Source organism: Raoultibacter timonensis (assembly GCF_900240215.1).
GTDB lineage: Bacteria > Actinomycetota > Coriobacteriia > Coriobacteriales > Eggerthellaceae > Raoultibacter > Raoultibacter timonensis.
The window spans coordinates 5,684-29,596 of sequence record NZ_LT964681.1; the positions used below are offsets into that span (position 1 = coordinate 5,684).

Sequence of the window (23,913 nt, forward strand, 5' to 3'; positions counted from 1 at the left end):
TTCGAAAAATTTGAATCTTGGTCTTTTGTCAAGGTGCCCGGAGCCCTGTTCTGGGGGCGGGCATCTGACGAGGTTTATTACTAGCTTGTTCGTATCACAGTATCCGGTTTTCAAGGTTCTCGGCGGCCCTTCCGGGCCGTCCCGCGCATCCGCCGGAGGCAAACGCGCAAGGAGATATATTACTGCCCCTTGGTATCGGTGTCAAGAACTTTTTTCGGAAATCTTAACTTTATTTCTCAGCGTTTTGATTTCCCTGAAAAGGTCGGCATCATCCGAAACTCTAGGGCGGTCCCACGCCAAAAGCGCGGGTTGAATATATTAGACCTATGAAAAAGAAAACGCAAGGGGTATTGCGAAGAAAATTGCGTCTATTTTCTCTTTCCATTATTTTGTCTGATAAGCATCTGGAAAATGCCTCTGCTGGGCACTACGGAGCCGCGAGACGCCCTCGATTGCCCGACTCTGGCATCGCCGACGAACGCACCTGAGCGCTCTTAATTGGCAAAGGGCTTTATCGGACAGGCGGCTTTACTTTATAAGCGGAAGATATTTGCTTGCTTGCATACGGGGAATTCACTTGAGCCCGGACTCAACTCATGAAAGCCCAGGAGCCTTCTCTGATAATACGTTACAATACTTCCATGGATACGAAAACGGAACAGAACCTTGCGGCATCGATGACGGCGGATACGACCGTCATCATCCCCTACCTCGCCTACTTGCTCCAAGATTTCTGGGAGCTGGGCAGCTCGCCGGATGACATGGTCGAGCTCTTAGCCGATCATGTGCCCGCGGGCGAACGGCAACGAGCCCTCGATCTCGGCTGCGGCAAAGGCGCGGTAGCCATCGCATTGGCTAAACGTCTCGCGATGCGCGTCAAGGGCATCGATGCGATCCCCGAGTTCATCGGGCAGGCGCGCAGCGCTGCGATACGCGAAGGGGTATCGGATCGATGCTCCTTCGAGATCGGCGACATCACGGTGCGCGTGCTGAGCGAAACAGGGTACGACTGCACTGTCTACGGTGCGGTCGGCCCCGTTCTCGGAGAACCCGAAGCCATGCTTGCCGCGCTGCGGAAAACGCTTCGGAGCGGGGGGCATTTGCTGCTCGACGACGCCTATGCGAACGACGGCGATACGGCAGCTCCGTACCCCACCTTGGATGCCTGGAACAGCCTGTTCGAAAACGCCGGGTTCGAAATCGTCGCATGCCGCCCGTCAACCGACTCCGCAACGGATTACGACAAGGAGATGGGATGGATTGCGCAGCGCGTCGACGAACTCAGCTCGATGCATCCCGAGCAGGCCGATCTGTTCGCGCACTACCTTAAAGCCCAAAGGGGCGAATACGACGAGCTGCTCAACGATATCGTCGGCGCCACTTGGCTTCTGCGGGCCCGCTCGCATCGCTAGCGAGACCGCCGCGAACACCGCACGAGCCTCGCCCCCCCCCGACAAGTCCTGCAAGAACGCTACATGCCGAACGATTTCCGGCGGGGTACGGCGCCGAGATCGCATGTTGCTTCTCTGCATATGCGTATCGCGGTTACGATTTCTGTTACTCTTGGCAAAACGTATCGATAAGGCGATGGCGAGCGCACGCAAGACGCCATTCGCTTATTCCGCATATACAAGGATAGAGAAACGAGTAATCATGGAAACCGAAACCCCCGTCAAAGCGCGTCGTACCTATTTCATCGACAGCGAAAACCACATCAACACGTGCCTGCAGGGCATCGAATCGCTCAGCGAAGACGATCTCGTCGTCGTGTTTCACCGGGAAAGCAACCTCTCGCAGAAGCAGAAGGAGTCGATCAAAGACTCCCCCGCCCGCATCGAGTGGATCCTCTGCCAGGACTCCGGCGTAAAGAACAGCCTCGACGTGCAATTGATCGCCGAACTCAGCCGCCGGATCGCCTGCCACGAAATCGAGAACGGCTACATCGTCAGCCAGGACCAAGGCTACAAACCCGCGATCCACTACCTTCTGAACCGCTACGCCGACGAGTTCCGCTTCCTCGGCCTCAAGAAGTCAATCGACGAGTTCATGCTGGCCGATGCCCTCGTATCGGCCGACTCCCGCAAAGACGTGCACGAAGCGCTCGTGCGCACCGCCGGACAGATCGTCGGCACCGCGATGTACCGCAACATCCGCAACCTCTTCGATTCGACATCGGGCTCCGACGAGCCCGAGGAGGGCTACACCGTCGAGGGAGCGCCGCTTTTCCCCGAATCGGCCAACGAAGCGGTCCAGCAAAACGGAAACGGCGTCGGCAACGGCGGCTCGCAGCGCAGCAAGTCGAGCAAACGCCGCAAGCCGCGCTCTGCAGCAAAAGCGAACGGCAACGGGGTTGCACCCGCAGATGGCGATGCAGCGCATGTCGAAGACGAGCAGCAGGAAAGCGCGCCGGCCGAGCCCCAGCGACAAAACGCACGCAGATCGGCCGGCAGGTCGAAGGCGCCGCGCGCGGCCGTCAACGATTCCGCCGCATCCGCCGAAGCAGCGGTCCAACCCCGCCCGAACGAGGCCGAACCGATCGCAACACCAGAAAGCCAGGAGGCACCGGCGCAAGCCGAACAGGAGGCGAAGGCCCCCCGCCCGAAACGCCCCCGTCGCAAGCCCGCACAAACGGCCGAAGCCGCAAAGAGCGCCGAGGGATCCCCCGAGCAGGCCCCCGTTGCCGAGCGGAAAACAGCTGCGCCCAAGCCGACAGGAGCAGTGAAAGCAGCTCCGCAATCCCCCGTCGCCGCAGAGGCCGAAGCGCCGCAGAGGCCAGACGAGCAGCCCGCCGCGAAGCCGAGCCGCCGCAGAGGCCGCAAGCCCGCGCAGGCAAAATCGGGGGCACAGACCCCTCTCGAGAACCTCCCCGGCATCGGCAAGGCGCTTGCCGCACGACTCGAATCGGTCGGAATACCAACCGCAGAGGCACTGCGGGAAAAGGGAAGCCGGGCATCGTGGGTGCTCCTGAAGAAGCAAGATCCCGCCACCTCGATCAACTGGCTCTATGCGCTTGAGGGAGCCGTCCTGGGCATCGCGGTCAAAGAGCTCGACGACGAGACGAAAACCGCGCTCAAATCGTTCAGCAAGCTCGCCCTGTAAACGCAGGTTCGCCGCAGCTCATTCGCCCGAATGGCTGCGGCGGCCGTTTCCGGCTCCCTGTCCGCGCATCCCGTTGCCCGATCCCTGGCCGTGATGTTCGCCCATTCCCGTCGAAGCATCCTCCGCATCTCCCCCCGCAGCGGCAATGCGATCGCGCAGCTCTCGCATCGTCATAGATCGGCATTCCTCAAGCGTCACGCTCGAGTCGAGTTCCATCAGCTCGAGGGCGGCGTTGTAGCGACCTACGCCCATACCCGCAGCGAGGGCCTCCTCCCGATCCTCGACAGAAACCGTATGGCACGATCCGCGGCATGGAAGCGTTTGCAGGTAGGCGTCGGATGCTTGGGTAAGCGATTCGGCCTGGGAGGCATCGTCGGATGTCACGTTGATCTCGATGTACGCGTCGTCTCCTACATACGACATGAACAGCTCGCTCTGGGAGAGCGCCGCCATCGCCTCGTCGTAGCTTTTCCCCACAAGGGACACTTGACCGAGTAGCTCGGCGCCATCCTCGTTGACGGCGCGCTCGGACACCACGCAATCGAACCGATTGACTCCGATCTCGATCGAGGGATTCACGTCGATCCCGATTTGGGCGGTTTCGGTAGCGTACGCCGAAAACCCGCCGAGCCCGATGGCGACAAGCGCCATGCAGGCGGCCATGGCGAACCCCACCCTGCGCAGAACACGTGCCCGCGATCGCCGTGCCGCAGCTGCGACCGAGGAGGAAACGGCAAAACCTGTAGCCTGGTCGGGCGTCTCCGGCCCCCCGGCAACCTCGTCTGAGCAGGCGAGCCGATCGTAGGCCTCGAGCGTAGCGCGCTTGGCCTCTTCGGGAAGAACAACGTCATCGAAGGCTTCGCGGATCCTCTGTTCTAGTTCGTTCATGCGAGCGCCTCCTTCAAGAGCTTTCTTCCGCGAGCAATCCACGAGTAGACGGTATTTACGGGTGCTTCGAGCATCTCGGCTATCTCGGGTGCCGTATACCCCTCGTATAAAGCAAGGTAAACGGGCGTTCTCGGAGGATCGGTGAGGCCGAGCATGGCATCGAGCACTTCGCCTTCGGCGCAGCCCGGTTGCGAATGCGTATCGGACGAGGCCGACGAAGAGGCAATCGTCCCGTCGTCAAGCACCGATCTCGTGCGGTGCGATGCCTTCAGCATATCTTTGCAAACGTTGGTGGCCACACGGATGAGCCACGCCTTGCGGTGCTCCGCATCGGCAAAATCGCCCCCGTGCAATGCGTATTTGAGCATCGTCTCCTGAAAGGCGTCTTGCGCATCGGGGCTCTGATGGAAGTAGAGCACGCAGACGCGCCACACGGTATTGCCGTGCTCGTCGATGACCTGCTCTATATCGGATCTATTCCTCATGCCGTCCATCTTAATCCCGCTTCAAGCCGCAACCCGAAGCACAACGCTGCCCGACGGCGGTCGTTCGAACCNCTACCTCGCTCAGCACACCCTGCGTGCGCATGACGGCAGCACCCAAGCCTTCGCCTTGGCACTGGGCGAACCGACCGCCGAATCCGCCATGCGAGCCGGCAAACGCCACCGTCGGCAGGGCGAGCGCCACGACGAGTGCTCCGATAACGATGGCGGCAACTTTCTTCTTATTCATGATTCTGCTCCTTTTCTTGTCCTTACCCTACCAAAACGATCAAGAGAAGGAAATCCTTGCAACTTTTTTAAAAAAAGAGGACTTCCGAAGAAGTCCTCGCATTTTATTCGACAAAACCCCTTCGGGCGTTCCCGATTTACACCAGCTTGGCGTACTTGCGCTTGCCGACCTGCAGCACAGCGCCTTCGAGGCGACCGGGCTCGACGTTGTAGGATTTCGCGGCAACCGCTTCACCGTCGATCTTCACGCCACCGCCGTCGATGAGACGGCGCGCTTCGCCGGCCGACGAAGCAAGACCTGCATCGGCAAGCAGCTTCGCCAGATAGACCAGGCCCTCGTCGTTCGGCGTGAGATCCGCCTTGAACTCGGGGATGTCGTCGGGCATCTCGTGCTGTTTGAAAACCTTGTCGAACTGATCTTCGGCGGCACGAGCCGCCTCCTCGTCGTAGTACGCGGCAACGATATTGCGCGCCAAGGCTCGTTTCACCTTGTTGGGATGCAGCTCGTCGGCAGCAAGGCCTCGCTCTATCTCGTCGACCTCCTCGACCGAGCAGGTCGATGCAAGGCGATAGTATTTGACCATAAGCTCGTCGGGAATCGACATGACCTTGCCGAACATATCGGCAGGCTCGTCGGTGAGGCCGATGTAGTTGCCGTAGCTCTTCGACATCTTCTGCACGCCGTCAGTGCCCTCGAGAAGCGGCAGCGTCAGGCACACCTGCGGCTCCATGCCCTTCTTCTCCATAAGCTCGCGGCCCGCAAGCAGGTTGAACAGCTGATCGGTTCCACCGATCTCAACATCGGAGTCGATGACGACCGAATCGTAGGCCTGCATGACCGGATACAGAAACTCGTGCAAGCTGATGGGCTGGTTCGACGTATAACGGTTATGAAAATCATCGCGCTCGAGAATACGGGCGACGGTGAAGTTGGAGGCAAGCGAGAGCAGGCCCTCCATATCGAGCGACAAAAGCCACTCGGAATTGTACTTGAGCGTGGTCTTTTCGGGATCGAGGATCTGATAAGCCTGATCGACGTAGGTTTGGGCGTTAGCCTTCACCTGTTCGGATGTGAGCTGAGGGCGTGTCGAGTTGCGTCCCGACGGATCGCCGATAAGCGCCGTACCGTCGCCGATGATGAGCGTCACGCGGTGACCCAGATCCTGGAATGTGCGCAGCTTGCGCAGCGGCACCGCATGCCCGAGATGGATGTCGGGTGCCGTCGGATCGACGCCCAGCTTCACATTGAGGGTCTTTCCTTGCTTGAGTTTCTCAAGCAAGGCGCTTTCGGGGACGATCTGCGCCGTACCCGACTTGATGATATGCATCTGCTCTTCGGGGGTTATCGAACTCATCTCCTTCAATACCGGTTTCCCACATTGCGCGGCCCGAGCCGCACGATGGTTTGTTATGGTAGCACATGAAGCCGCATTTGGCGCCGAACGCCCGCCCGCTTCGCACGAAGCGCAAGAGAGCCCCTACGCAATCCCCCTGAACAGATGCCCGCTCGTGGCGCCTTCGGACTTCGCCACGCGATTGCCACCCGAAAGCGCGATGTCGCGGGCCCGAACAGCCCGCTGAACCGCCTTGGTCGTTTCCTCCACGTTCATGAGCGCCGTATCGACCATGATGGCCGACACCCCGGCTTCGATGAGCTCGGGCACCGCATGGGCGATATCGAGTGCGACCGCATTGTACAAGTGGCTTCTTCCGCAGCAATCGGTGACGACCGGAAACTCGTAACCCTTGCGATCCCTGAGGTAGTGAGGGCTCTTCCTCCGCGCGCACGACGCGCAATCCTCGTTGCAAGGACCCTGGCTCATCAGCAGGCAGTGCTCGGTGACCATGAGCTCCTGCGATCCGATGACGGTCAACCCGAGCGGCACCGGTGCGCCCTTACCAAGCGCCTCGATCTGGACAAGCGAGAGCTCGGGCGAAAGCCATACGCGCCCCGCCCCGAGATCGGCTGCGGCATCGAGCGCCAAGCGATTGAGCAGGGGGAGATGGGGGCCGACTTCGGGAAGAGCACCCAGGCGCGATGCCTCGAAGAGCTGTCCGAGGTTTTCGACGAGTACGGGCTTGCCCGTCTTCACATACGCCCATGGATCGAACCCGACCGCGCCTTCGCGGGAACCGCCCTCGCCATCGTGGCCGACCGTCGGCAATGCGATGATCGCCTGCTTCGGATAGCCCGCCTGCTCAGCGGTTCCCGACACCTGCCCGGCAATGACCGCCTCGCCGCGCTTGTAATTCAGCGCGGGAACGTAGATGAGGTTCGCGCCCGCGCGTTTAGCGGCGCGCGCGCAGGCGGGATTGGTGGCCAGCACGGCAACATCGCAACGGTTCGTGCATCGCGAAGCAACGGCGCGACGGGGCTCGATGCGCGGCAGCCTTCTGGCGCGGTACGGTTCGAGCATCGCCTCTTCGAGCTGCCCCAACGCCCGGGTGCGCAGCTTGTGCAGCTGCGAAAACCCAATTCCGACGCCCTCGTCAACCGTCACATCGAGCGACTGCAGCGTAAACGGTAGGTTGCCCAACCGGTCGACATGCTCGCGGATCTCCGCTTCGGTAACCGGCTTCGTTCGGGCCGCCTCGACCACGGGCCCCTCGATCCGGGCAGTCGAGCCCGCTGCCGAGAATTCCATGACGAGCGGCTCGCCGATGCGCATGGCAACGGTTCCGGAGACGGGAATGCGCGGCTCGAGCGCATCGTCGACGTAGACCGCGACAGCACTTCTCACGCGAAACACGCGGTCGCCTTTGCCGACCTTTTTCGTCAGAGGCACGCGCACCGTGGCGCCGTCGACCGCATCGATACGCTCGACGGAATACGCGAAGTGGCCTTTGTTCGTCCAGAATTCGAGCACGTCTCCTGCGACGATGGCATCTTCCGCAGCTATCTCGACCAAGCCGTCGCGCACCTGTGCAACGCGTCCGATGAACACGCCCCGGTTGTTCGGACGCCCATAGCTCATGATATCGTTGCCGCGTTCGCCTTCGAGATAGGCGGTGGTGAATCCGCGCGAGAACGCTTCGGCAAGCACCTGGGCGTCTTCATCGGCAACGCGGTAGCGCACGTGTCCGGAGTCGCCGAGCGTCGAAGAAGTGTCGTCGTCGGCTCGGGCAGCGAGCACCTCGTCGAGCGCACGGCGATACACCGACGTGACCGCGAACACGTAATCGGGCGACTTCATCCGGCCTTCGATCTTCAACGACGCGACTCCCGCTTCAAGCAGCGAAGGCAGAAGCTCAATGGCGCGAAGATCTTTAGGCGAAAGCAGGTGCTCACCCGGTGCATCGAGCGTTTTGCGCAGCGCTTTGTTGTGAAGCGTATAGGGCAGGCGGCACGCCTGGGCGCACAAGCCCCGATTGGCCGATCTGCCTCCGATCATCGACGACATGAAGCACTGTCCCGAATAGCACACGCACAGAGCACCGTGCACGAACGTCTCGACTTCCATGCCCAGCCGGGCGGCAGCGCTCGCCATCTGTCCGACCTCACCGAGCGAAAGCTCGCGCGCAAGCGTTACCCGCTTCGCGCCGAGCGCAGCGGCAGCTTCGAGACCCGCCGTCGAATGCGTGTTCATCTGGGTTGAAACATGGACTCGGGCCTCGGGCAGCGTTCGGGCGAGTTCGGATGCAATGCCGATATCCTGTACGATGAACGCATCGACGCCCGCCCGAAACGCCTGACGGGCGAGCTCCATGGCGTCGTCGGCTTCGTTCGGAAGGACGGCCGTGTTGAGCGTCAGATACACGGACACGCTGCGCAAGTGCGCAAAGTCGCACGCTCGAGCGAGCGTTTCGAGCGTAAAGTTCTCGGCCGAGCGCCGCGCGTTGAATGATTCGACGCCCAGGTATACCGCATCGGCGCCCGCCTGCACGGCCGCATGGAGACTTTGCTCGTTTCCCGCAGGAGCGAGCAGTTCGGGTGCTGCCCGAAGCGCTTCGGTTTGCATTGTGTTCATGACCATCCGTAATCGTATCGGTGCGATCGGGGCGTCGAAAGAATCGCGCAACAACCCGATCTCGTCTTACTCGTATGCAAAGCACATGATAGCGAATAGGCACTCCCCGCGTCGCCCTCACCCAAATAAAGCAGAAAGCCCTGCGAGAGCGCACAAAAGCCCCACTTTCTAGTATAGTGTTCGCATGAAGAACCGAAGGAAACAGCGCGAGGTCCACGCCCACGCATCGAAATGGGGAGTCATCATCGTTTTGATCGCCGCCTGCTTCGTCGTGTACGGCGGCGTGCAGGGCGCGCTCGGCGTCATGAATTCCTGGCTCGACGATCTTCCGAGCATCGAGGGATCCGATGCGTTCAACTTCGCCGAAAAAACCCGCGTGTACGCGAAAGACGGCACGCTCTTGGCTGAGTTCTTCGTCGAGAACCGCGAGCCGGTGGCCATCGATCAGGTGAGCGAATACGTACTCGAAGGCACCGTGGCAACCGAAGACGTGCGCTTCTACGAACATAACGGCGTCGACCCGCAGGGCATCGTGCGCGCGCTCGTCAACAACATTCGGGGAGGCGCGCTCGAAGGAGCCTCGACCATCACGCAGCAGTTCGTTCGCAACACCTTGCTCGCGGAAGAAGCGACGGAGATATCCTTCGAACGAAAGATCCGAGAGGCGGAACTCGCAACGCAACTCGAAAAGGTGTACTCGAAAGACGATATCCTTCTCATGTACCTCAACACCATCAACTACGGCGACGGCTGCTACGGTATCGAGACGGCCGCCAAGAACTACTTCCAGAAATCAGCCGCCGACCTCACGCTCGTCGAGGCGGCAACGCTTGTGGGCATCCCGCAGTCGCCCACCTACCTCAATCCGAAAACCAACCCCGACGCCTGCCGCGACAGGCGCAACGTGGTACTGAGCCGCATGCTCACCGCGGGCAACATCACCCAGGAAGAGTACGACGAGGCGAGCGCACAAGAGCTCGTGCTCGACCCCGCTCCCCCGCGCTCAAGCGACGGCATCTACGCCTACCCGTATTTCACCAGCTACGTACGCCAGCTGCTGCTCGAAGAGTACTCCCAGGCCGAGGTGTTCAAGGGCGGGCTTACCGTTTACACGACGATCGACCCCGCCATGCAGGCGAAGGCAGAGCTTGCCTGCGAGAACCAGTACGCGCGCATGAGCGAAGAGGACGAAGTGTCCCTTACCTGCCTCGATCCGAACACCGGATACATCCTCGCCATGGTGGGCGGCAAAGACTACGACACCGAGGAATGGAACCTTGCTACGCAGGGAGGCCGATCGGCAGGCTCTTCGTTCAAGCCCTTCACCCTTACCGCCGCCATCGAGCAGGGCATCAATCCTTCAACCCTCATCGATTGCACGTCGCCGTACAAGGTTAACGCAGAATACACCGTCGAGAACTTCGGCAACATCAACTACGGCATCCGCTCGATCCAGAGCGCCACCGCCGTCTCGTCCAACACCGGTTTCATTCGCCTCGTCCAAGAGGTAACCCCGCACACGGCCGTCGAAACGGCATACCGATTGGGAATCACCACCCCCCAACCCGAGGTTCTCACTTCAACGCTCGGCGCCGGCAACGTTACCACCCTGGAAATGGCCAGCGCTTACGGAACCTTCGCAACCGGGGGCGTCAAGCATTCGCCCGAAGCCATCACCCAGGTGCTCGACCGCAACGGCAACGAGATCAGCTCGAGCAGCACCGAAGGCGAACGGGTTATTTCCGAAGAGGTCGCCTATGCGGTAACCAAGGTGCTCAAAACGGTATTTACCGAGGGAACGGCCGCAGGATACATGCCCTACAACGGACAACCGGTTGCCGGCAAGACGGGAACGTCCGAAGACTTCAAAGATCATTGGCTCGTCGGCTATACGCCCCAGCTCTCCTGCGCGATCTGGATCGGCAACCCCGACTACGAACAGCCGGGCAACCAGAACCTCTCATGCAACGCCATTTGGCAGGATTTCATGAACATGGCACTCGAGGGATACGAGATTCAAGATTTTGCCCCCGCAGCCGATCCGTCCTACGGCAACAAGTTCAACAAAGAACAGAACGACAAGCTCTACAAAGAAACCGAAGCAGGCAAAAAGGAAGCCGAAGAAAAGAAGAAGAAAGAGGAAGAGGAGAAAAAGAAACAGGAGGAGGACGAGAAGAAGCAGCAGGAGCAGAATAAACCCGCAGATCCACCCGCTCCTCCGAATGTCGTCGGCATGACGCTCGACCAAGCCGCCAACGCCCTTGCGGGCTACAGCGCCGAATACGTTGAAGAGTATTCGGCTACCGTGCCGCAAGGCATCGTCATCAGCCAAGAAGTGGTGGGCGGCAAGGTGCGCCTCCACGTATCCCTCGGCCCGAACCCGGGAGGATAAGCCCTCGCTCCCGCCTCCGTAGGCGAGCATCTCTGCGCTTTCAGGACATCGGTACGTAAAAAAGCGACCCCATGGGGTCGCTTTCGCATCCGCCGCTCGCTCGGCTTAGACGAGCTGCGTGCTTCGCTTCGAAGCACGTGCCTTAATTAGGCATCTCGTTAGCTTTTTTATCGGCTTCCTCAAGCTTATCGATTCCGCTATCGTACTTGTCCTGGATCTCCTTCAGGCGAGCATCGTAGGTCGAGTAATCGAACGGTTCCTCTTCGGTAGCGCTCTCGATCTCGGTATACAAGTCAACATAGAGGCTCAACGCATCCTTGAGATCGGTGCAGCCGTCGACGTAAGCCGTCTGAATATCTTTTAGCGCCTCGGGTGCCTCGAGGGCGTTCAAATCGTCGATCGCTTTGAACGCGTTGTCGGCCTGGGTTTTCATGCCCACCAAATCGTTGTTCGAAACAGCCTGATTGAAGCTGTCGAGGCGATTGGTCAGATCCTCCATGGATTGATTGACCTTCGACATGTACTGGCGGTTTTCCGTCTGTTGGGTGTTGGCGGTGTTGTTCTGAGCCATGCAGCCGCCCAGAGACATCGCAAGCAACGCACCGAAGAGGGCGACGACCAGGAGTCTAGTGAGGTTCGTTCGTTTCATGAGTACCTTTCGTATCGATACCGAGCATTACGCTGCTGTTAAGCTTATTGTACGGAAAGAAATCCCGTTGCCCGATGACAACTCTGATAACCAATCGTTACGGACTGCATACGGAGACCACGGGATCCCGGACAAACTCGCCATCTGCGAAGGAGCATCGGAGAAACGGGCGGAGGCGGTCGATGCCCCACCGCTCGGGTTCGAGGGATCGGGGTCGGGCGTCGGATCGGGATCAGGATCGGGGTCGGGCGTCGGCGTCGGTGTCGGATCGGGGTCGGGCGTCGGCGTCGGATCGGGCTTGTTGTTTTCTTCCTCTTCCTTTTTCTTGTCTTCCTCTTCCTGCTTCTTCTTCTCTTCTTCCTCCGCCTTCTTCTTAGCATCCTCGTCTTCGTCGTCCGAACTGCTCGACTTGCCGCCGATGTTCCACTTGGAGTCGGTGTAGTTCTTGTACGGAGGAGCGGAGGCCTTCTTGAACTGCTCGATCGGCTGGCCCTCGAGAGCGGCGGTCATGAAATCGCGGAACACGGTCGTCGCCGTCTCGTCGGTGGAAAGGGATTGCCTCTCGTTCCTATCGCGAGGATCGCCGATCCAGATGGCAACGGAAAGCTGCGGCGTGAACCCGCAGAACCAGATATCGTTGTAATCGTCGGTCGTGCCCGTCTTGCCGGCGACCGGCTGCCCGGAAGCCAACGCCGCTCGGGTACCGGTTCCCTCCGACGTGTTGATGACGCCCTCCATGACCTGCGTCGCCGCAGAGGCAACCTCGGGAGTGATCGCCTGCTCGCCTTGGCGGTTGGTGTTGTCTTCGATTATATTGCCATTGCGGTCGAGGATGCGTTCGACGCCGGTCGCCTCCTGCTTTACCCCGCCGTTGGCTATCGTTCCGTACGCTTCGGCCATATCGATGGTTTTTACAGCACTTGCGCCGAGGGTGAGAACCGGAACGGGATCGAGATCGCTCGTGATCCCCATGCGCTCGGCCACTTCGGCAACCTTCGTAGGCCCAAGCGACATCGCCAGCCTCACGAAGCCCGTGTTCGACGACACGGCGAACGCGCGGGCGATGCTTCGGGTTCCGTAATTGATATTGTAGATGTTCGAGATCTTGTGCCCCTCCACCGTCATACTCGTCGAGCAGTCAACCATAGTTTGGGGATTGATGCCCGCCTCGAGTGCGGCGACCAGGGTGAACGTCTTGAACGATGAGCCCGGTTGTTGCTCCATCTGCGTCGCAAGGTTCCATTGGTTCGCATAGTAGTCCCTGCCGCCCACCATCGCCTTCACGAATCCGGTTTCGGGATCGACCACCGTCATCGCCACGTCGAAGTTGTCGGCGAGCGTGTCGCGCTTCGCCTGAGCGGCGGCTTCGGCTTGTTCCTGCATGGTCGGATCGATCGTGGTGTACACGGTCCAGCCGCCTTCGAATATCTCGGACTTCGAATACTTGGAGAGAAGATAGTCGCGCACGTAGCTCGTGAAGTACGGGTACTGGTAGATACCGTCGTTCGAGCGCTCGGTTACGTTGAGTTCGAGCGGCGTGTTGACCGCCTCGTCGTATTCCGCTTGCGAAATGTAGCCGTTCGTCAGCATGCGGTTCAAAACGAGGTTGCGCCGTTCCTGGCAAGCATCGGGATAGTCGATGGGGTTGTTGTAGGTGGGCGATTGGGGTATGCCGATGAGCGTAGCCGCCTCGACGAGCGTAAGATCGGCTGCGCTCTTCGAGAAATAGCGCTGGGAAGCGGCCTCTATGCCGTAGGCGCCTGAACCGTAGTTGATGGTGTTGAGGTACATGAGCAGGATCTCATCCTTGCTGTATATCTCCTCGAGCTTCATCGACAGGTACATCTCGCGCACCTTGCGCTTAATCGAGATATCGTTGGCCTCCTCGAAGAGGATCGTGTTGCGCACGAACTGCTGCGTGATGGTCGAAGCGCCCTCGCGCGACGAACCGGTCAGGTTAACCACAACCGCGCGGGCGATGCCCCACAGGTCGAATCCCCCGTGCTCGTAGAAGCGTTCGTCCTCGGTTGCCACGGTGCCCTCGAGCACGTACTGGCTGATCTGGTCGAGTTCTACCGGCTCGCGATCTTCGAGATAGAACTCGGCAAGCACGGTTGCCTCGTCGCTTGCCAAAACCGTCGTTTTGCGCGCAGTGTTGAACTGATCGACGTTCTCGTAGTCGGGAAGGTCCTTGAGCCACGATTCGCCAAGCGCCCAAACACCGCCCACACCTGCAGCGATGACGGCAATCAGCACGGCGAGCACCGCAAGCGGCACCGTCCATTTGTTCTTCTTCTTAACGTTGGGCCTGTTCTTGATAGAGCGAGAAGCCACGGGTCACCTCCAGGAAAAAACTTCGCCCATTTTACCATCAGGCCTCTTGGGCTTATGAAAGTACATAAGTTTGTTGAAAAAAGGCCATAGGGCGTTCAGGAAGGCGCCGCGTAACTACCCCCGTGGATGTAGGCCTTGCGCCACCGAGCAGCAACCCCGGCCGAAACGGCGACGGCCCGCACGCGATGCGCACGGGCCGTCCCTGTCATGCGGTAATGCTCCAGAAGGGAGCTTATCCGTGTAGTCGTGCGTCCTGCTCGAGGACCTCATGGGCCCGCTTCAGCTGAACGCGCACCGCTTCGTGGCCGGTGCCGCCGTAGGTGGTGCGGGCCTCGACGATGCTTTCAAGATCGAGCTCCGAAACGATATCTTCGTCGAACAGATCGCTTGCGGCCTTGAAATCCTTGACCGACAGTCCGTCAAGGTCGCAACCGCGCTTTTCGCACATCAATACCAGATTGCCGACAACCTCGTGGGCGGCCCGAAACGGCATGCCCTTCTTGGCCAGGTAATCGGCCACGTCGGTTGCCGCGAGAAATCCTTTTTTCGCCTGTTCGCGCATGGCGGCGGCGTTCACGCTCATGGTCTCGATCATGCCGTCCATGCATACAAGGCAATCGGCAAGCGTATGGGCGGCGTCGATCGCGCCTTCCTTGTCTTCCTGGAGGTCTTTGTTGTATGCGAGCGGCAGCGCCTTCATCGTGACGAGCAGGCCGACGAGATCGCCCACCACACGTCCGGTTTTTCCGCGGATGAGCTCCGCGAAATCGGGGTTCTTCTTCTGCGGCATGATCGACGAGCCGGTGGAGTACTTGTCCGACAGCGTAATGAACCCGAATTCGGAAGACGACCACAGGATGATCTCCTCGCACAAACGCGAGAGATGCATCATCGAGACCGCACACGCGTAATCGAGGTCGAGCAGAAAATCGCGATCGGATACCGCATCGAGCGAGTTTTCGGTCACGCCGGCAAAGCCGAGTTCGGCGGCCGTCATCCCCCGATCAAGCGGATAGGTGGTCCCAGCGAGCGCCGCCGAACCGAGCGGGCTCGCATCGGCGGCATCGTAGGCCGCCTTGAGGCGCACGCAGTCGCGGGTAAGCATCCAGAAGTACGCGAGCATATGATGGGAGAAGAGCACGGGCTGCGCGTGCTGCATATGGGTGTATCCCGGCATGACGGTGCCGAAATGCTCTTCGGCCTTCTCGACGAGCACGCGGCGCAGCGATACGTTGTGCGCTATGAGTTCGCCGCAAAGCTCTTTGGCGAACAGGCGGGCATCGGTCGCCACCTGATCGTTGCGGGAGCGGCCCGTATGCAACCGCGCACCCGCATCCCCGACGTCGGCGGTGAGAACCTTCTCGACCGCCATATGGATATCCTCGTCGTTGACGTCGAAGGCGAAAGAGCCCTCGTCTATCGAGCGCTCGATAGACGATAACCCCTCGCTGATCGCCGCCGCATCCTCAGCCGCGATCACCCCTTGAGCCGCCAGCATGTTCGCATGTGCGCGGGAGCCGGCGATATCCTGTCTGTACATCGCCTTGTCGACGGGCAGCGATGCGCCGAAGCGTTGCGTGAACGCATCGACCCCCTGCTCGAATCTCCCTGACCACAATGCCATGTTCTTCTCCTTCCGGGCCGTTTGGCCTTACGCCTTCACCGCGGTGCCGTACATTGCCTGCTCGGCCTCTTCGACGATGTCGGAGTGGTCGTCTTCTTTCACGATCTCGGTCACCGCATCGTACTTGCCTTTTTTGAGCGGCCCCTGAGCCTTCTCGGCGCTGAACACATCGGCGGGCGCGCCTTCCTGCCTCCGATTGGAAGCCCAGGTCTTGGCCGAAAGCGTATGCAGGTCGATAAAGCCCTTGGCCGCACCGTGATCGAACGCATCGTCGGCATCGTAGGTAGCAAGCGCGTAATCGTAGAGAGAATAGGCGCTCTTCCGTCCGACAACCGTGCAGGATCCCTTGTAGAACTTCACCTTCACGGTGCCCGAGAGGCATTGCTGGGTGGAAGCGAGGAACGCATCGAGCGCCTCTTTGAGCGGCGAGAACCACAAGCCGTTGTAGACAGCGGTCGCCCAGCTCTGCTCGATACCGAGCTTGTAGTGCAGCACTTCCCTCTCGAGGCACAGGTCCTCGAGCGCCTTATGGGCTTCGATGAGGGCGAGCGCCCCGGGAACCTCGTAGCATTCCCTGCTCTTCACGCCGACGAGTCTGTTCTCGATCATGTCGATCCGGCCGAAGCCGTTCGCGCCGGCGATCTTGTTGAGCTCGAGGATAACGCCCATGAAGCTCATCTGCTTGTCGTTCAGGGCGTACGGGATGCCCTTGGAGAACTTGATCTCCACGTACTCGGGCTCGTCGGGAGCGTCTTGCGGATCGACCGTCATGGTGTAGATGTCCGACGGCGGCTCGGCCCACGGGTCTTCGAGCACGCCGCACTCGATGGCCCGGCCCCACAGGTTGTCGTCGATGGAATACGGATTGTCCTTCGTAGCCGGAACCGGTACGCCATGGGCCAACGCCCAGTCGATCTCTTCGGGCCTGGTTTTGAGATCCCATTCCCGGACGGGCGCGATGATCTCGATCGAGGGATCGAGCATCATGATGGAAGCCTCGAATCTCACCTGATCGTTGCCCTTGCCGGTACAGCCGTGGGCAATGTACTTCGCACCGTACTTGTGGGCGGCGTCGACCAGATGCTTGGAGATGGCCGGTCTCGAGAGCGCCGAAAGAAGCGGGTACTTGTTCTCGTACATGGCGTTCGCATAGAGGGCCTTGCTCAGATACTCGTCAACGAACGCTTCCCTCATGTCGACGATCAGGCAATCGAGCACGCCGAGGGAGAGGGCCTTCTCTTTGACCTCTTCGAGGCCGTCATGCTCCTGCCCCACATCGCCGACCACCGCGATAACGTCGAGGTTCTTCTCATCCTGGAGCCACTTGAGACAAACCGACGTGTCGAGTCCACCGGAATACGCGAGTACAACTTTATCCTTAGCCATTGTTTAGTTCCTTCCTTGCTGGCTTGTTACCTTGTCTGATGAGCCGAGAATGCCTTGCGGCGGGCCGCTCCCTTGGGATTTTGGGCAACGCATACGGTTTTTCGTACAGGTTTACCTACTCAGCGATCCTGCTGTGCGGATCGCCGCCGACCGGGCAGGCTTAGGTCCTGGTCGGGCTCACAAGTGTAGAGCGGGGATGAGGGTAGGGGCGCATACGTCCCCAAAAGAAAATAGACGACTAACGTCGTCGCAGTCGGTTGATTGCGCCCGCTACATCCGAAGCAGCTTCGGGGGTCGGTGTGGCAATCATGATGGTGTTGTCGCCGGCAACAGTACCCAGGGCGCCCTTAAGGGCTGCCTTATCGAGCGCGGCTGAGACGCCTGCTGCTCCACCTGAGTATGTCTTCACAACTACCATATTACCGGCTAAGTGTACTTCCTCGACTAGTTCCGAGACCATACGTTGCAACCGCATCTCTTCAGGAAGAACATAAAATCCTTCCCGAGACTTGACGAGCCCCATGTCCATGATGTCGCGGGATATAGTGGCTTGAGTGCAATCATACCCGGCAGCTTGCAGCTGTTCGGCCAGATCGCGCTGTGTTTTGACGTTGTGTTCGCGAATGATATCGCGAATGACGTCATGCCTCTGTTGCCGCTTTCTCATGTAGGCGCTTTCAGTCCTTCACTCGAGCAGTAAAACACATACGGTCTACCATTTTGCTGGGCATATGCAGAAAACTGCACAAACCCTTGCAATTTATGCAGGTTATCTTAACGTAAAAAGCCTGCAAGTGCGATAAGAATTTCAAAAGATGCATAAGTTTCTCGTCAAACACCGTCGGCTCTCGTCCGCAACGAATCCCCCGATTAAGATAAGAGCCTGCTCAGACGCTCGAAAAGCGCATCTACATCGCCTTTCGTGCAGACGAGGGGAGGCAAAAACCTCAACGTATGCGGTCCGGTGGAATTGAGTAGAAGGCCCTCTTCCAGCCCGGCGATCGTCAGCGCGCTCGCATCGACCGACCCATCGAAATCGCATGCGCACATAAGTCCCAGACCGCGCACCTCCCCGACGTGGGGCAGCGACGACAGCCGCTCGCGCAAATACGCGCCCACCTCTTCGGCGTTTGCCGCCGCATCGATCTCGCCAAGCGTCTCGATCGTCGCCCTGGCGGCGGCGACGGCCAAACAACTCCCCCCGAACGTCGACCCGTGGTCGCCCGGCTCGAACGCCGCCGCAACGTCGCTTCGCGCCGCGCACATACCGGTCGGGAAACCCGAGGCGACGCCCTTGGCGACGGTCACGATATCGGGCATGATGCCGAAGTGCTGGAACCCGAACGGATACGTGCCGCAACGGTACATACCGCACTGGATCTCATCGCAGATGAGCAGCGCTTTGTGCTGGTTCGTCAAATCGCGTACCGCGTGCAGGTATCCCTCGGTGCACGGATGCACGCCGCTTTCACCCTGCACGCATTCGAGCATAACCGCGCAGATATCGTCGCCCCGCTCGGCGAACAGGGCCTCGAGCGCTGCAATGTCGTTTTGGACGGTGTGGACGAACCCCGCCGGCAGGGGTTTGAACGCCTCCTGTTTGGCCGGTTGCGCCGTAGCGGCCAACGTGGCGAGCGTCCTGCCGTGGAAGCCCCGATCGAGCGTCACGATGGTCTGGGCGCCTCCCTTGTGCTTTTTGGCCCACAGGCGGGCGAGCTTGATGGCGCACTCGTTGGCCTCGGCACCCGAATTGGCGAAAAAGCTCTGCCAAGGGGACGGATGCTCTTCTTCGGTGCACGCGTTGAGCAAACCGGACAAAAGCTCGGCAACCTGGCCGCGCCCCTCGATATAGTAGTAATTGCTCACATGGATGAGTTGCGCCGCCTGTGCCGCAACCGCATCCGTCACCGCCGGATGGCAATGTCCGAGGCTCACAGCGCCTACCCCCGACACGAAATCGAGGTACGCGCGCCCCTCGTCGTCGAACACGCGCATGCCCTCGCCGCGCACAAGCTCGATCGGCTTGCGTGCGTACGTGCTCATGAGGTACGTCGACTCGAGGGTCTTCTGTTCTGCCAAACTCATAGCTATCCGCCTTCTTCCCTGAAGGATTACCTTGTCTTTCGAACCGCGGCGCAGCCGTCTACGGCGCAGCCGTCGTCGAACCAACGCTATCGATCGTTCGAATCGCTCATGAGGGTCGGCCGCTGACGGTTCTCGATGAGCTTTGCCGCGAAGTTGCCGAGCGGATGGGCATCGAACCTGCACGACTCTTCCGTACTGTGCAAGGTGGTGCCGACCCCGGTGTTCGTCAGCAGCTCGAGCAGAAGCGCATGCGGCGTCGTGCCGTTGATGATATGGGCGCGGAACACCCCCGCCTCGAGCGCCGCGATGCACGATTGAAGCTTCGGGATCATGCCCGTCGAAACGACGTTGTTCTCAACCATGTACTGCGCTTCGAACATCGTGAGGTTCGAAATGAGCGAATCCTTGTTGTCGAAATCCTCGTAGAGCCCGTCGACATCGGTCAGGAACACGATCTTGTGCGCCCCGATGGCCGCGGCGATGTGGCCCGCCACCAAATCGGCGTTCACATTGTAGTAACCGCCTTCCTCGCCCATCGCGATGGATGCGACGACGGGGATGTAATCGGCGTTGATGAGGTCTTCGAGATACCCCGAATTGATGCGCGAGATGCGCCCCACCCGTCCGAGCTCGGGCGACTTCTGCTCCGCCATGATCGTACCCGCATCGGCGCCGCTCACGCCCACGGCGAGGTTGCCGTGCTCGTTCATCGCCTCGACGAGCTCCTGGTTCACCTTGCCCATGAGCACCATGCGTACGACTTCCATGGCCTCCTCGGTGGTCACGCGCTGACCGTCTTTGAACTCCACGGGTATGTTGAACCGGTTCATCGCCTCGGTGATGGCAAGGCCGCCGCCGTGGATGATGACAGGGTTGATGCCGATGATCTTCAGCAGGACGATGTCGTTCATGACATCGGTGCGCAGCTGGCCGTCGACCATCGCCGATCCGCCGTACTTGATGACGACGGTCTTGCCGGTGATGTTCTTGATCCAGGGCAGCGCCTCGACGAGGACCTCGGCGGTTCTGCTGGATACGGGTTTGGGACGGGTGTCCTTTGCGTACTTCATGTTCGATAGTCTCCGTTGATCGTCACGTAGTCATGCGTAAGGTCGCAGGTCCACATCGTGGCGGAACCTTCACCTGCACCGAGATCGACCGAAAGGACGATCTCGGGGTTTTCAAAACGCTTCAGCGCCTCGTCTTCGTCGAACTCGACGGTGAGGCCGCNTGCCGGAGTTGACGAGCCCCGCGCGGGCGGTGCCGTACGACACGCCGTCGAGGTGTTCGCGCGACACGGTAACCGGCGCCGAGCAGAACACGTTCTGCGTGAACGTGCCCGCTGCCGCGCACGGCTCGTCGGCAACGACAAGCGCCAGATCGAGCTCGTCGCGGTTTCTGCGGATGCCCGCATGCACGCCGCAGGCCGCAAACCCGTGCGCGCTCGCCACTCCCCCGTCTGCCACGACGGTGAGATTCGGAGGCGGATCGAGCCTGATGCATCCCTGTTCCATACCGCAACCTTTCTTCAAAGCTAAACCGGAAGCGCCGGAGCCGTAAGCCCCGTCGTCTCCGGGAGTCCGAATACGATGTTCGCGCACTGAACGGCCTGGCCAGCGGCGCCTTTGCAGAGGTTGTCGATCGCGCCGACCGCGATGAGCATATCGCCCGCAGCCGAAAGAGCGAGGCCGATGTGGCAGGCGTTGCTGCCCGCAACCGATCCCGTTTTCGGCATCGTTCCGAGCGGAAGCACGCGGACGAACGCATCTTCCGCATAAAACTCGGTGTAGAGGTCGCGGATCGCTTCAAGCGGCGTTTCGCCCGCATGCTCGGCGGAAAGCGGCAAATACACCGTCGAGAGGATGCCGCGGTTGAGCGGGGCCAGATGCGGCGTGAACACGACTTTGCCCTCGAGTCCGAGGATCTGCTCGATTTCGGGCGTATGGCGGTGCGTTCCAACGCCGTAGGCCTCGATGCTTTCGTTCGCGAAGCAGAAATGCGTCCGCTCCGTCGCCTTCTTGCCTGCGCCCGTCACCCCCGATACGGCATCGACGATAACCGTCCCGTCGACAAGCCCCGTATGGATGGCGGGGTACGCCGCAAGCGAAGTGGCCGTCGGATAGCAGCCGGCGCATGCGACGAGCGCAGCCGCGCCCGCCTCCCGCTCGGCTGCCGCACGTGCAAGCTCCGATGCGAACAGTTCAGGCAAGCCGAACGCAGCCTTTTCGAGCAGCTCGGGCGAGGTGTGCTCGGCGGCGTACCATCGCTTGTACACGGCGGCGTCTTTGAGCCGGTAATCGGCCGACAGATCGAAAACGGAAATGCCCGCCTCGAGAAGCGCGGGCACCTGCGACATAGCTGCGGTATGGGGCACGGCGAGAAAGACCGCATCGCATCCTTCGAGCGCATCGATGCCGTGCTTCTCGAAGACGAGATCGGTATGGCCGACGAGCGCGGGGTACAGATCCGACACCGGCGTTCCGGCAAGCGAATCGGAGGTGACGACGCCCACTTCGAACGAAGGATGCTCGCCCAGGAGCCGCACGAGCTCGATGCCGGCGAATCCGGCCGCCCCAACAATGCCCGTTTTTATCGTCATGTCTGCTCCTCGGCTCATGCCTTAAACCTGCGTGTTTCGTGCCATCTATCCTACGGTAAGTACAGCTCGTTTTGCAAGGAAACGAGCGAACTCGTTCGCGAAAAGTCATGATTCGGTAACGATGCCCGACCTCCGCACTCGACGATTGAGACGCGCAAACAGCCGATTCGCTTCGCAGCGAGCGACGCGGCAGGCACCGCCGAAAGGCCACCGGCAGCGATCGCACGTAGAAAACAGGCCGCACGGTTGCCCGGGCGGCCTACCCTCGGTTCGTCGTATGGGTGTAGGTGGGAACGGCCGCTTCGAGAATCGCAATCGCTTCGTCGTCGGTCTTCGCGATCGCCGCTTCGACCTCGTCGAGCTTTGCGGCAACCTCGTCGTAGCTGATCTCCTGACCGGTGGAGATCATGATCGAGGAATTGGTGGTGGGCAGCGTGGATTCCTCGTCCATCAAAAGCTCCTCGTAGAGCTTCTCCCCCTCGCGCAAACCCGTGAAGGTGATCTCGATATCGACGTCGGGCGTAAGCCCCGAAAGTTGAATGAGGCTCTTGGCCAGATCGACGATCTTCACCGGCTCGCCCATGTCGAGGATGAATATCTCCCCGCCCTTGGCAAGGCCGCCCGCCTGGATGACGAGCCGCGACGCCTCGGGGATGGTCATGAAGTAGCGTTCGATATCGGGATGGGTGACCGTCACCGGACCGCCCGCGGCGATCTGGCGCTTGAACACGGGGATGACGCTGCCGTTCGAGCCGAGCACGTTGCCGAAGCGAACCGCCGAGAAAACGGTCTTCGACGTACGGGCGTAGTATTGGACGACCATCTCGCCGAGGCGCTTGGTCGCCCCCATGACCGAGGTGGGATTCACGGCCTTGTCGGTGGAGATGAAGATGAAGCGGGCAACCCCGTACGCATCGGCCGCCCGAACCGTGTTGAGCGTGCCGAACACGTTGTTCTGCATCGCCTCGCGCGGGCATATCTCCATGAGCGGCACATGCTTGTGAGCGGCGGCATGGAACACCGCGCCCGGCCGATACTTTTCGAACACCTCGTTGATGCGGGCGGCGTCGCAGACGCTGCCGATCTCGATATCGATCTCGATATCGTCGTATTCGGCCAGAAGCTCGTTTCTCAGCATGTAGGCGTCGTTCTCGTAGATGTCGAAGATGACGATGCGCGCAGGAGCCACCTTGCAAAGCTGTCGGGCAAGCTCGCTGCCGATCGATCCGCCGCCGCCCGTGACGAGCACCGTCTCGCCTGCGATATAGCCCGAAACCGTGCGCGTGTTGAGCACGATTTCCTCGCGGCCCAGGAGATCGGCCACGTCGACATCGCGCAGCGACACGTCTCCGAGCTCGTCGATGCGCAGCTCGCGGATGTTCGGAAGCGTACGCAGCTTGCAGTCGGTCTTGGTGCATATCCCGAAGATGCGCTTGCGCTCCTCGAGCGTCGAGGAGGGGATGGCAACGACGATCTGCTCGATATCGTACTTGTCGACGAGTTCGAGGATGTCGTCGCTCGTGCCCTCGACCTTCACGCCGTGGATGCGCAATCCCCGTTTCGAGGGATCGTCGTCCACGGCTGCAAGCGGGATGCCCGGCATGAGCGGATCCTTGCTCGCCATGCGATCGATGGTGAGCGAGCCGGTTTCGCCTGCGCCCACGATGAGCGTGCGGGGCCTGTCGCAGGCTTGCTCGGGCCTGGTGAATGCACGTTTCTTGCGCCGTGCAACACGGTAGACCATGCGCATGCCCCCGCAGAAGAAGATGAGCAGGAACAGGGCGACGAAGAACACGCGGATGGGAAGGCGAACGTCGATGATCCAGAGGAACACGGCCCCCACCAGCGTGGAGAGGGCGACGGCGAGCACGATCTGGATCGCCTCGTCGACGCTCGCATACTCCCAAAGGTTGTTGTACAGGTGGAATACGCCGAGCACGAGCACGTTGATGAGCGCGAGGATGCCCAGCATGAAGTAGATTTCGTTGTTGTAAAACACCTCGCCGACGACATCGGTCAGAAGCGACGCAAGCCAGTAAGCGGCATACGTCGCCGCTATATCGAAGAACAGCAGAAGTGCTGTTCGCTTGGTGATATGGAAATCCATTGCGCCTTGCTTTCAGCGAAAAATGTGTTTGGTTTCAGAATCGCTACAGGT

General features: G+C 60.3%; 18 protein-coding genes. 3 read left to right on the top strand and 15 right to left on the bottom strand.

Annotated features, from left to right (window positions below):
* The first annotated feature begins 641 nt into the window (after positions 1 to 641).
* Both C1722_RS12195 and C1722_RS12200 read left to right on the top strand, forming a co-directional pair.
* Positions 642 to 1,412, top strand: coding sequence for a class I SAM-dependent methyltransferase (locus C1722_RS12195; RefSeq protein ID WP_180995232.1), 771 nt, complete (start codon positions 642 to 644; stop codon positions 1,410 to 1,412).
* A 241-nt stretch (positions 1,413 to 1,653) separates the two neighbouring features.
* On the top strand, positions 1,654 to 3,099 hold the full coding sequence (locus C1722_RS12200; protein ID WP_180995233.1) for a TfoX/Sxy family DNA transformation protein: 1,446 nt from the start codon (positions 1,654 to 1,656) through the stop codon (positions 3,097 to 3,099).
* An 18-nt stretch (positions 3,100 to 3,117) separates the two neighbouring features.
* On the opposite strand, the gene C1722_RS12205 is transcribed toward C1722_RS12200, so the two are convergent.
* The 4 genes from C1722_RS12205 to C1722_RS12225 form a co-directional block, all read right to left on the bottom strand.
* Positions 3,118 to 3,987, bottom strand: coding sequence for an anti-sigma-I factor RsgI family protein (locus tag C1722_RS12205; RefSeq protein WP_102379665.1), 870 nt, complete (start codon positions 3,985 to 3,987; stop codon positions 3,118 to 3,120).
* Positions 3,984 to 4,472 carry an RNA polymerase sigma factor gene (locus tag C1722_RS12210; protein ID WP_102380373.1) on the bottom strand — a complete coding sequence of 163 codons (489 nt, stop codon included), beginning with the start codon at positions 4,470 to 4,472 and terminating at the stop codon, positions 3,984 to 3,986. The genes C1722_RS12205 and C1722_RS12210 overlap by 4 nt, the downstream gene beginning before the upstream one ends.
* Positions 4,473 to 4,855: 383 nt before the next feature.
* A complete protein-coding gene (gene tyrS / locus C1722_RS12220; protein ID WP_102379667.1) occupies positions 4,856 to 6,073 on the bottom strand; it encodes a tyrosine--tRNA ligase in 1,218 nt (405 codons plus the stop codon).
* 123 nt (positions 6,074 to 6,196) lie between these two features.
* Entirely contained in the window at positions 6,197 to 8,686 is a 2,490-nt protein-coding gene (locus tag C1722_RS12225) for a U32 family peptidase (RefSeq protein ID WP_244902569.1), read from the bottom strand.
* Positions 8,687 to 8,870: 184 nt separating this feature from the next.
* On the opposite strand from C1722_RS12225, the gene C1722_RS12230 reads away from it, so the two are divergent.
* The gene (locus C1722_RS12230) at positions 8,871 to 11,078 is read left to right on the top strand and encodes a PBP1A family penicillin-binding protein (protein ID WP_102379668.1); all 2,208 of its coding nucleotides are present in this window, start codon (positions 8,871 to 8,873) and stop codon (positions 11,076 to 11,078) included.
* Positions 11,079 to 11,220: 142 nt separating this feature from the next.
* Here C1722_RS12230 and C1722_RS12235 read toward each other — a convergent pair whose 3' ends face one another.
* The 11 genes from C1722_RS12235 to C1722_RS12285 all read right to left on the bottom strand — a co-directional run bounded on the left by C1722_RS12235 (position 11,221) and on the right by C1722_RS12285 (position 23,862).
* Positions 11,221 to 11,727: a SadB/YajI family lipoprotein gene (locus C1722_RS12235; protein ID WP_102379669.1), complete on the bottom strand. Its 507-nt coding sequence runs from the start codon at positions 11,725 to 11,727 to the stop codon at positions 11,221 to 11,223.
* 27 nt (positions 11,728 to 11,754) lie between these two features.
* Positions 11,755 to 14,061: a transglycosylase domain-containing protein gene (locus tag C1722_RS12240; RefSeq protein WP_102379670.1), complete on the bottom strand. Its 2,307-nt coding sequence runs from the start codon at positions 14,059 to 14,061 to the stop codon at positions 11,755 to 11,757.
* A gap of 232 nt (positions 14,062 to 14,293) precedes the next feature.
* On the bottom strand, positions 14,294 to 15,685 hold the full coding sequence (argH, locus tag C1722_RS12245; RefSeq protein ID WP_102379671.1) for an argininosuccinate lyase: 1,392 nt from the start codon (positions 15,683 to 15,685) through the stop codon (positions 14,294 to 14,296).
* A 27-nt stretch (positions 15,686 to 15,712) separates the two neighbouring features.
* Entirely contained in the window at positions 15,713 to 17,071 is a 1,359-nt protein-coding gene (locus C1722_RS12250) for an argininosuccinate synthase (RefSeq protein WP_102379672.1), read from the bottom strand.
* Positions 17,072 to 17,309: 238 nt separating this feature from the next.
* Positions 17,310 to 17,738, bottom strand: coding sequence for an arginine repressor (locus C1722_RS12255; RefSeq protein ID WP_102379673.1), 429 nt, complete (start codon positions 17,736 to 17,738; stop codon positions 17,310 to 17,312).
* A gap of 203 nt (positions 17,739 to 17,941) precedes the next feature.
* Positions 17,942 to 19,156: an aspartate aminotransferase family protein gene (locus C1722_RS12260; protein WP_102379674.1), complete on the bottom strand. Its 1,215-nt coding sequence runs from the start codon at positions 19,154 to 19,156 to the stop codon at positions 17,942 to 17,944.
* An 86-nt stretch (positions 19,157 to 19,242) separates the two neighbouring features.
* Positions 19,243 to 20,226 (bottom strand): acetylglutamate kinase, encoded by a 984-nt coding sequence (argB, locus tag C1722_RS12265; RefSeq protein ID WP_102379675.1) that lies wholly within the window; start codon positions 20,224 to 20,226, stop codon positions 19,243 to 19,245.
* On the bottom strand, positions 20,223 to 20,351 hold the full coding sequence (locus C1722_RS12270; RefSeq protein WP_219724331.1) for a bifunctional ornithine acetyltransferase/N-acetylglutamate synthase: 129 nt from the start codon (positions 20,349 to 20,351) through the stop codon (positions 20,223 to 20,225). Before C1722_RS12270 ends, argB begins: the two co-directional genes overlap by 4 nt.
* Positions 20,338 to 20,670 carry a bifunctional ornithine acetyltransferase/N-acetylglutamate synthase gene (locus tag C1722_RS12275; RefSeq protein WP_102379676.1) on the bottom strand — a complete coding sequence of 111 codons (333 nt, stop codon included), beginning with the start codon at positions 20,668 to 20,670 and terminating at the stop codon, positions 20,338 to 20,340. Before C1722_RS12275 ends, C1722_RS12270 begins: the two co-directional genes overlap by 14 nt.
* Positions 20,671 to 20,690: 20 nt before the next feature.
* On the bottom strand, positions 20,691 to 21,755 hold the full coding sequence (argC, locus tag C1722_RS12280) for an N-acetyl-gamma-glutamyl-phosphate reductase (RefSeq protein WP_102379677.1): 1,065 nt from the start codon (positions 21,753 to 21,755) through the stop codon (positions 20,691 to 20,693).
* 259 nt (positions 21,756 to 22,014) lie between these two features.
* Positions 22,015 to 23,862: a nucleoside-diphosphate sugar epimerase/dehydratase gene (locus C1722_RS12285; protein ID WP_102379678.1), complete on the bottom strand. Its 1,848-nt coding sequence runs from the start codon at positions 23,860 to 23,862 to the stop codon at positions 22,015 to 22,017.
* Positions 23,863 to 23,913: the final 51 nt, after the last annotated feature.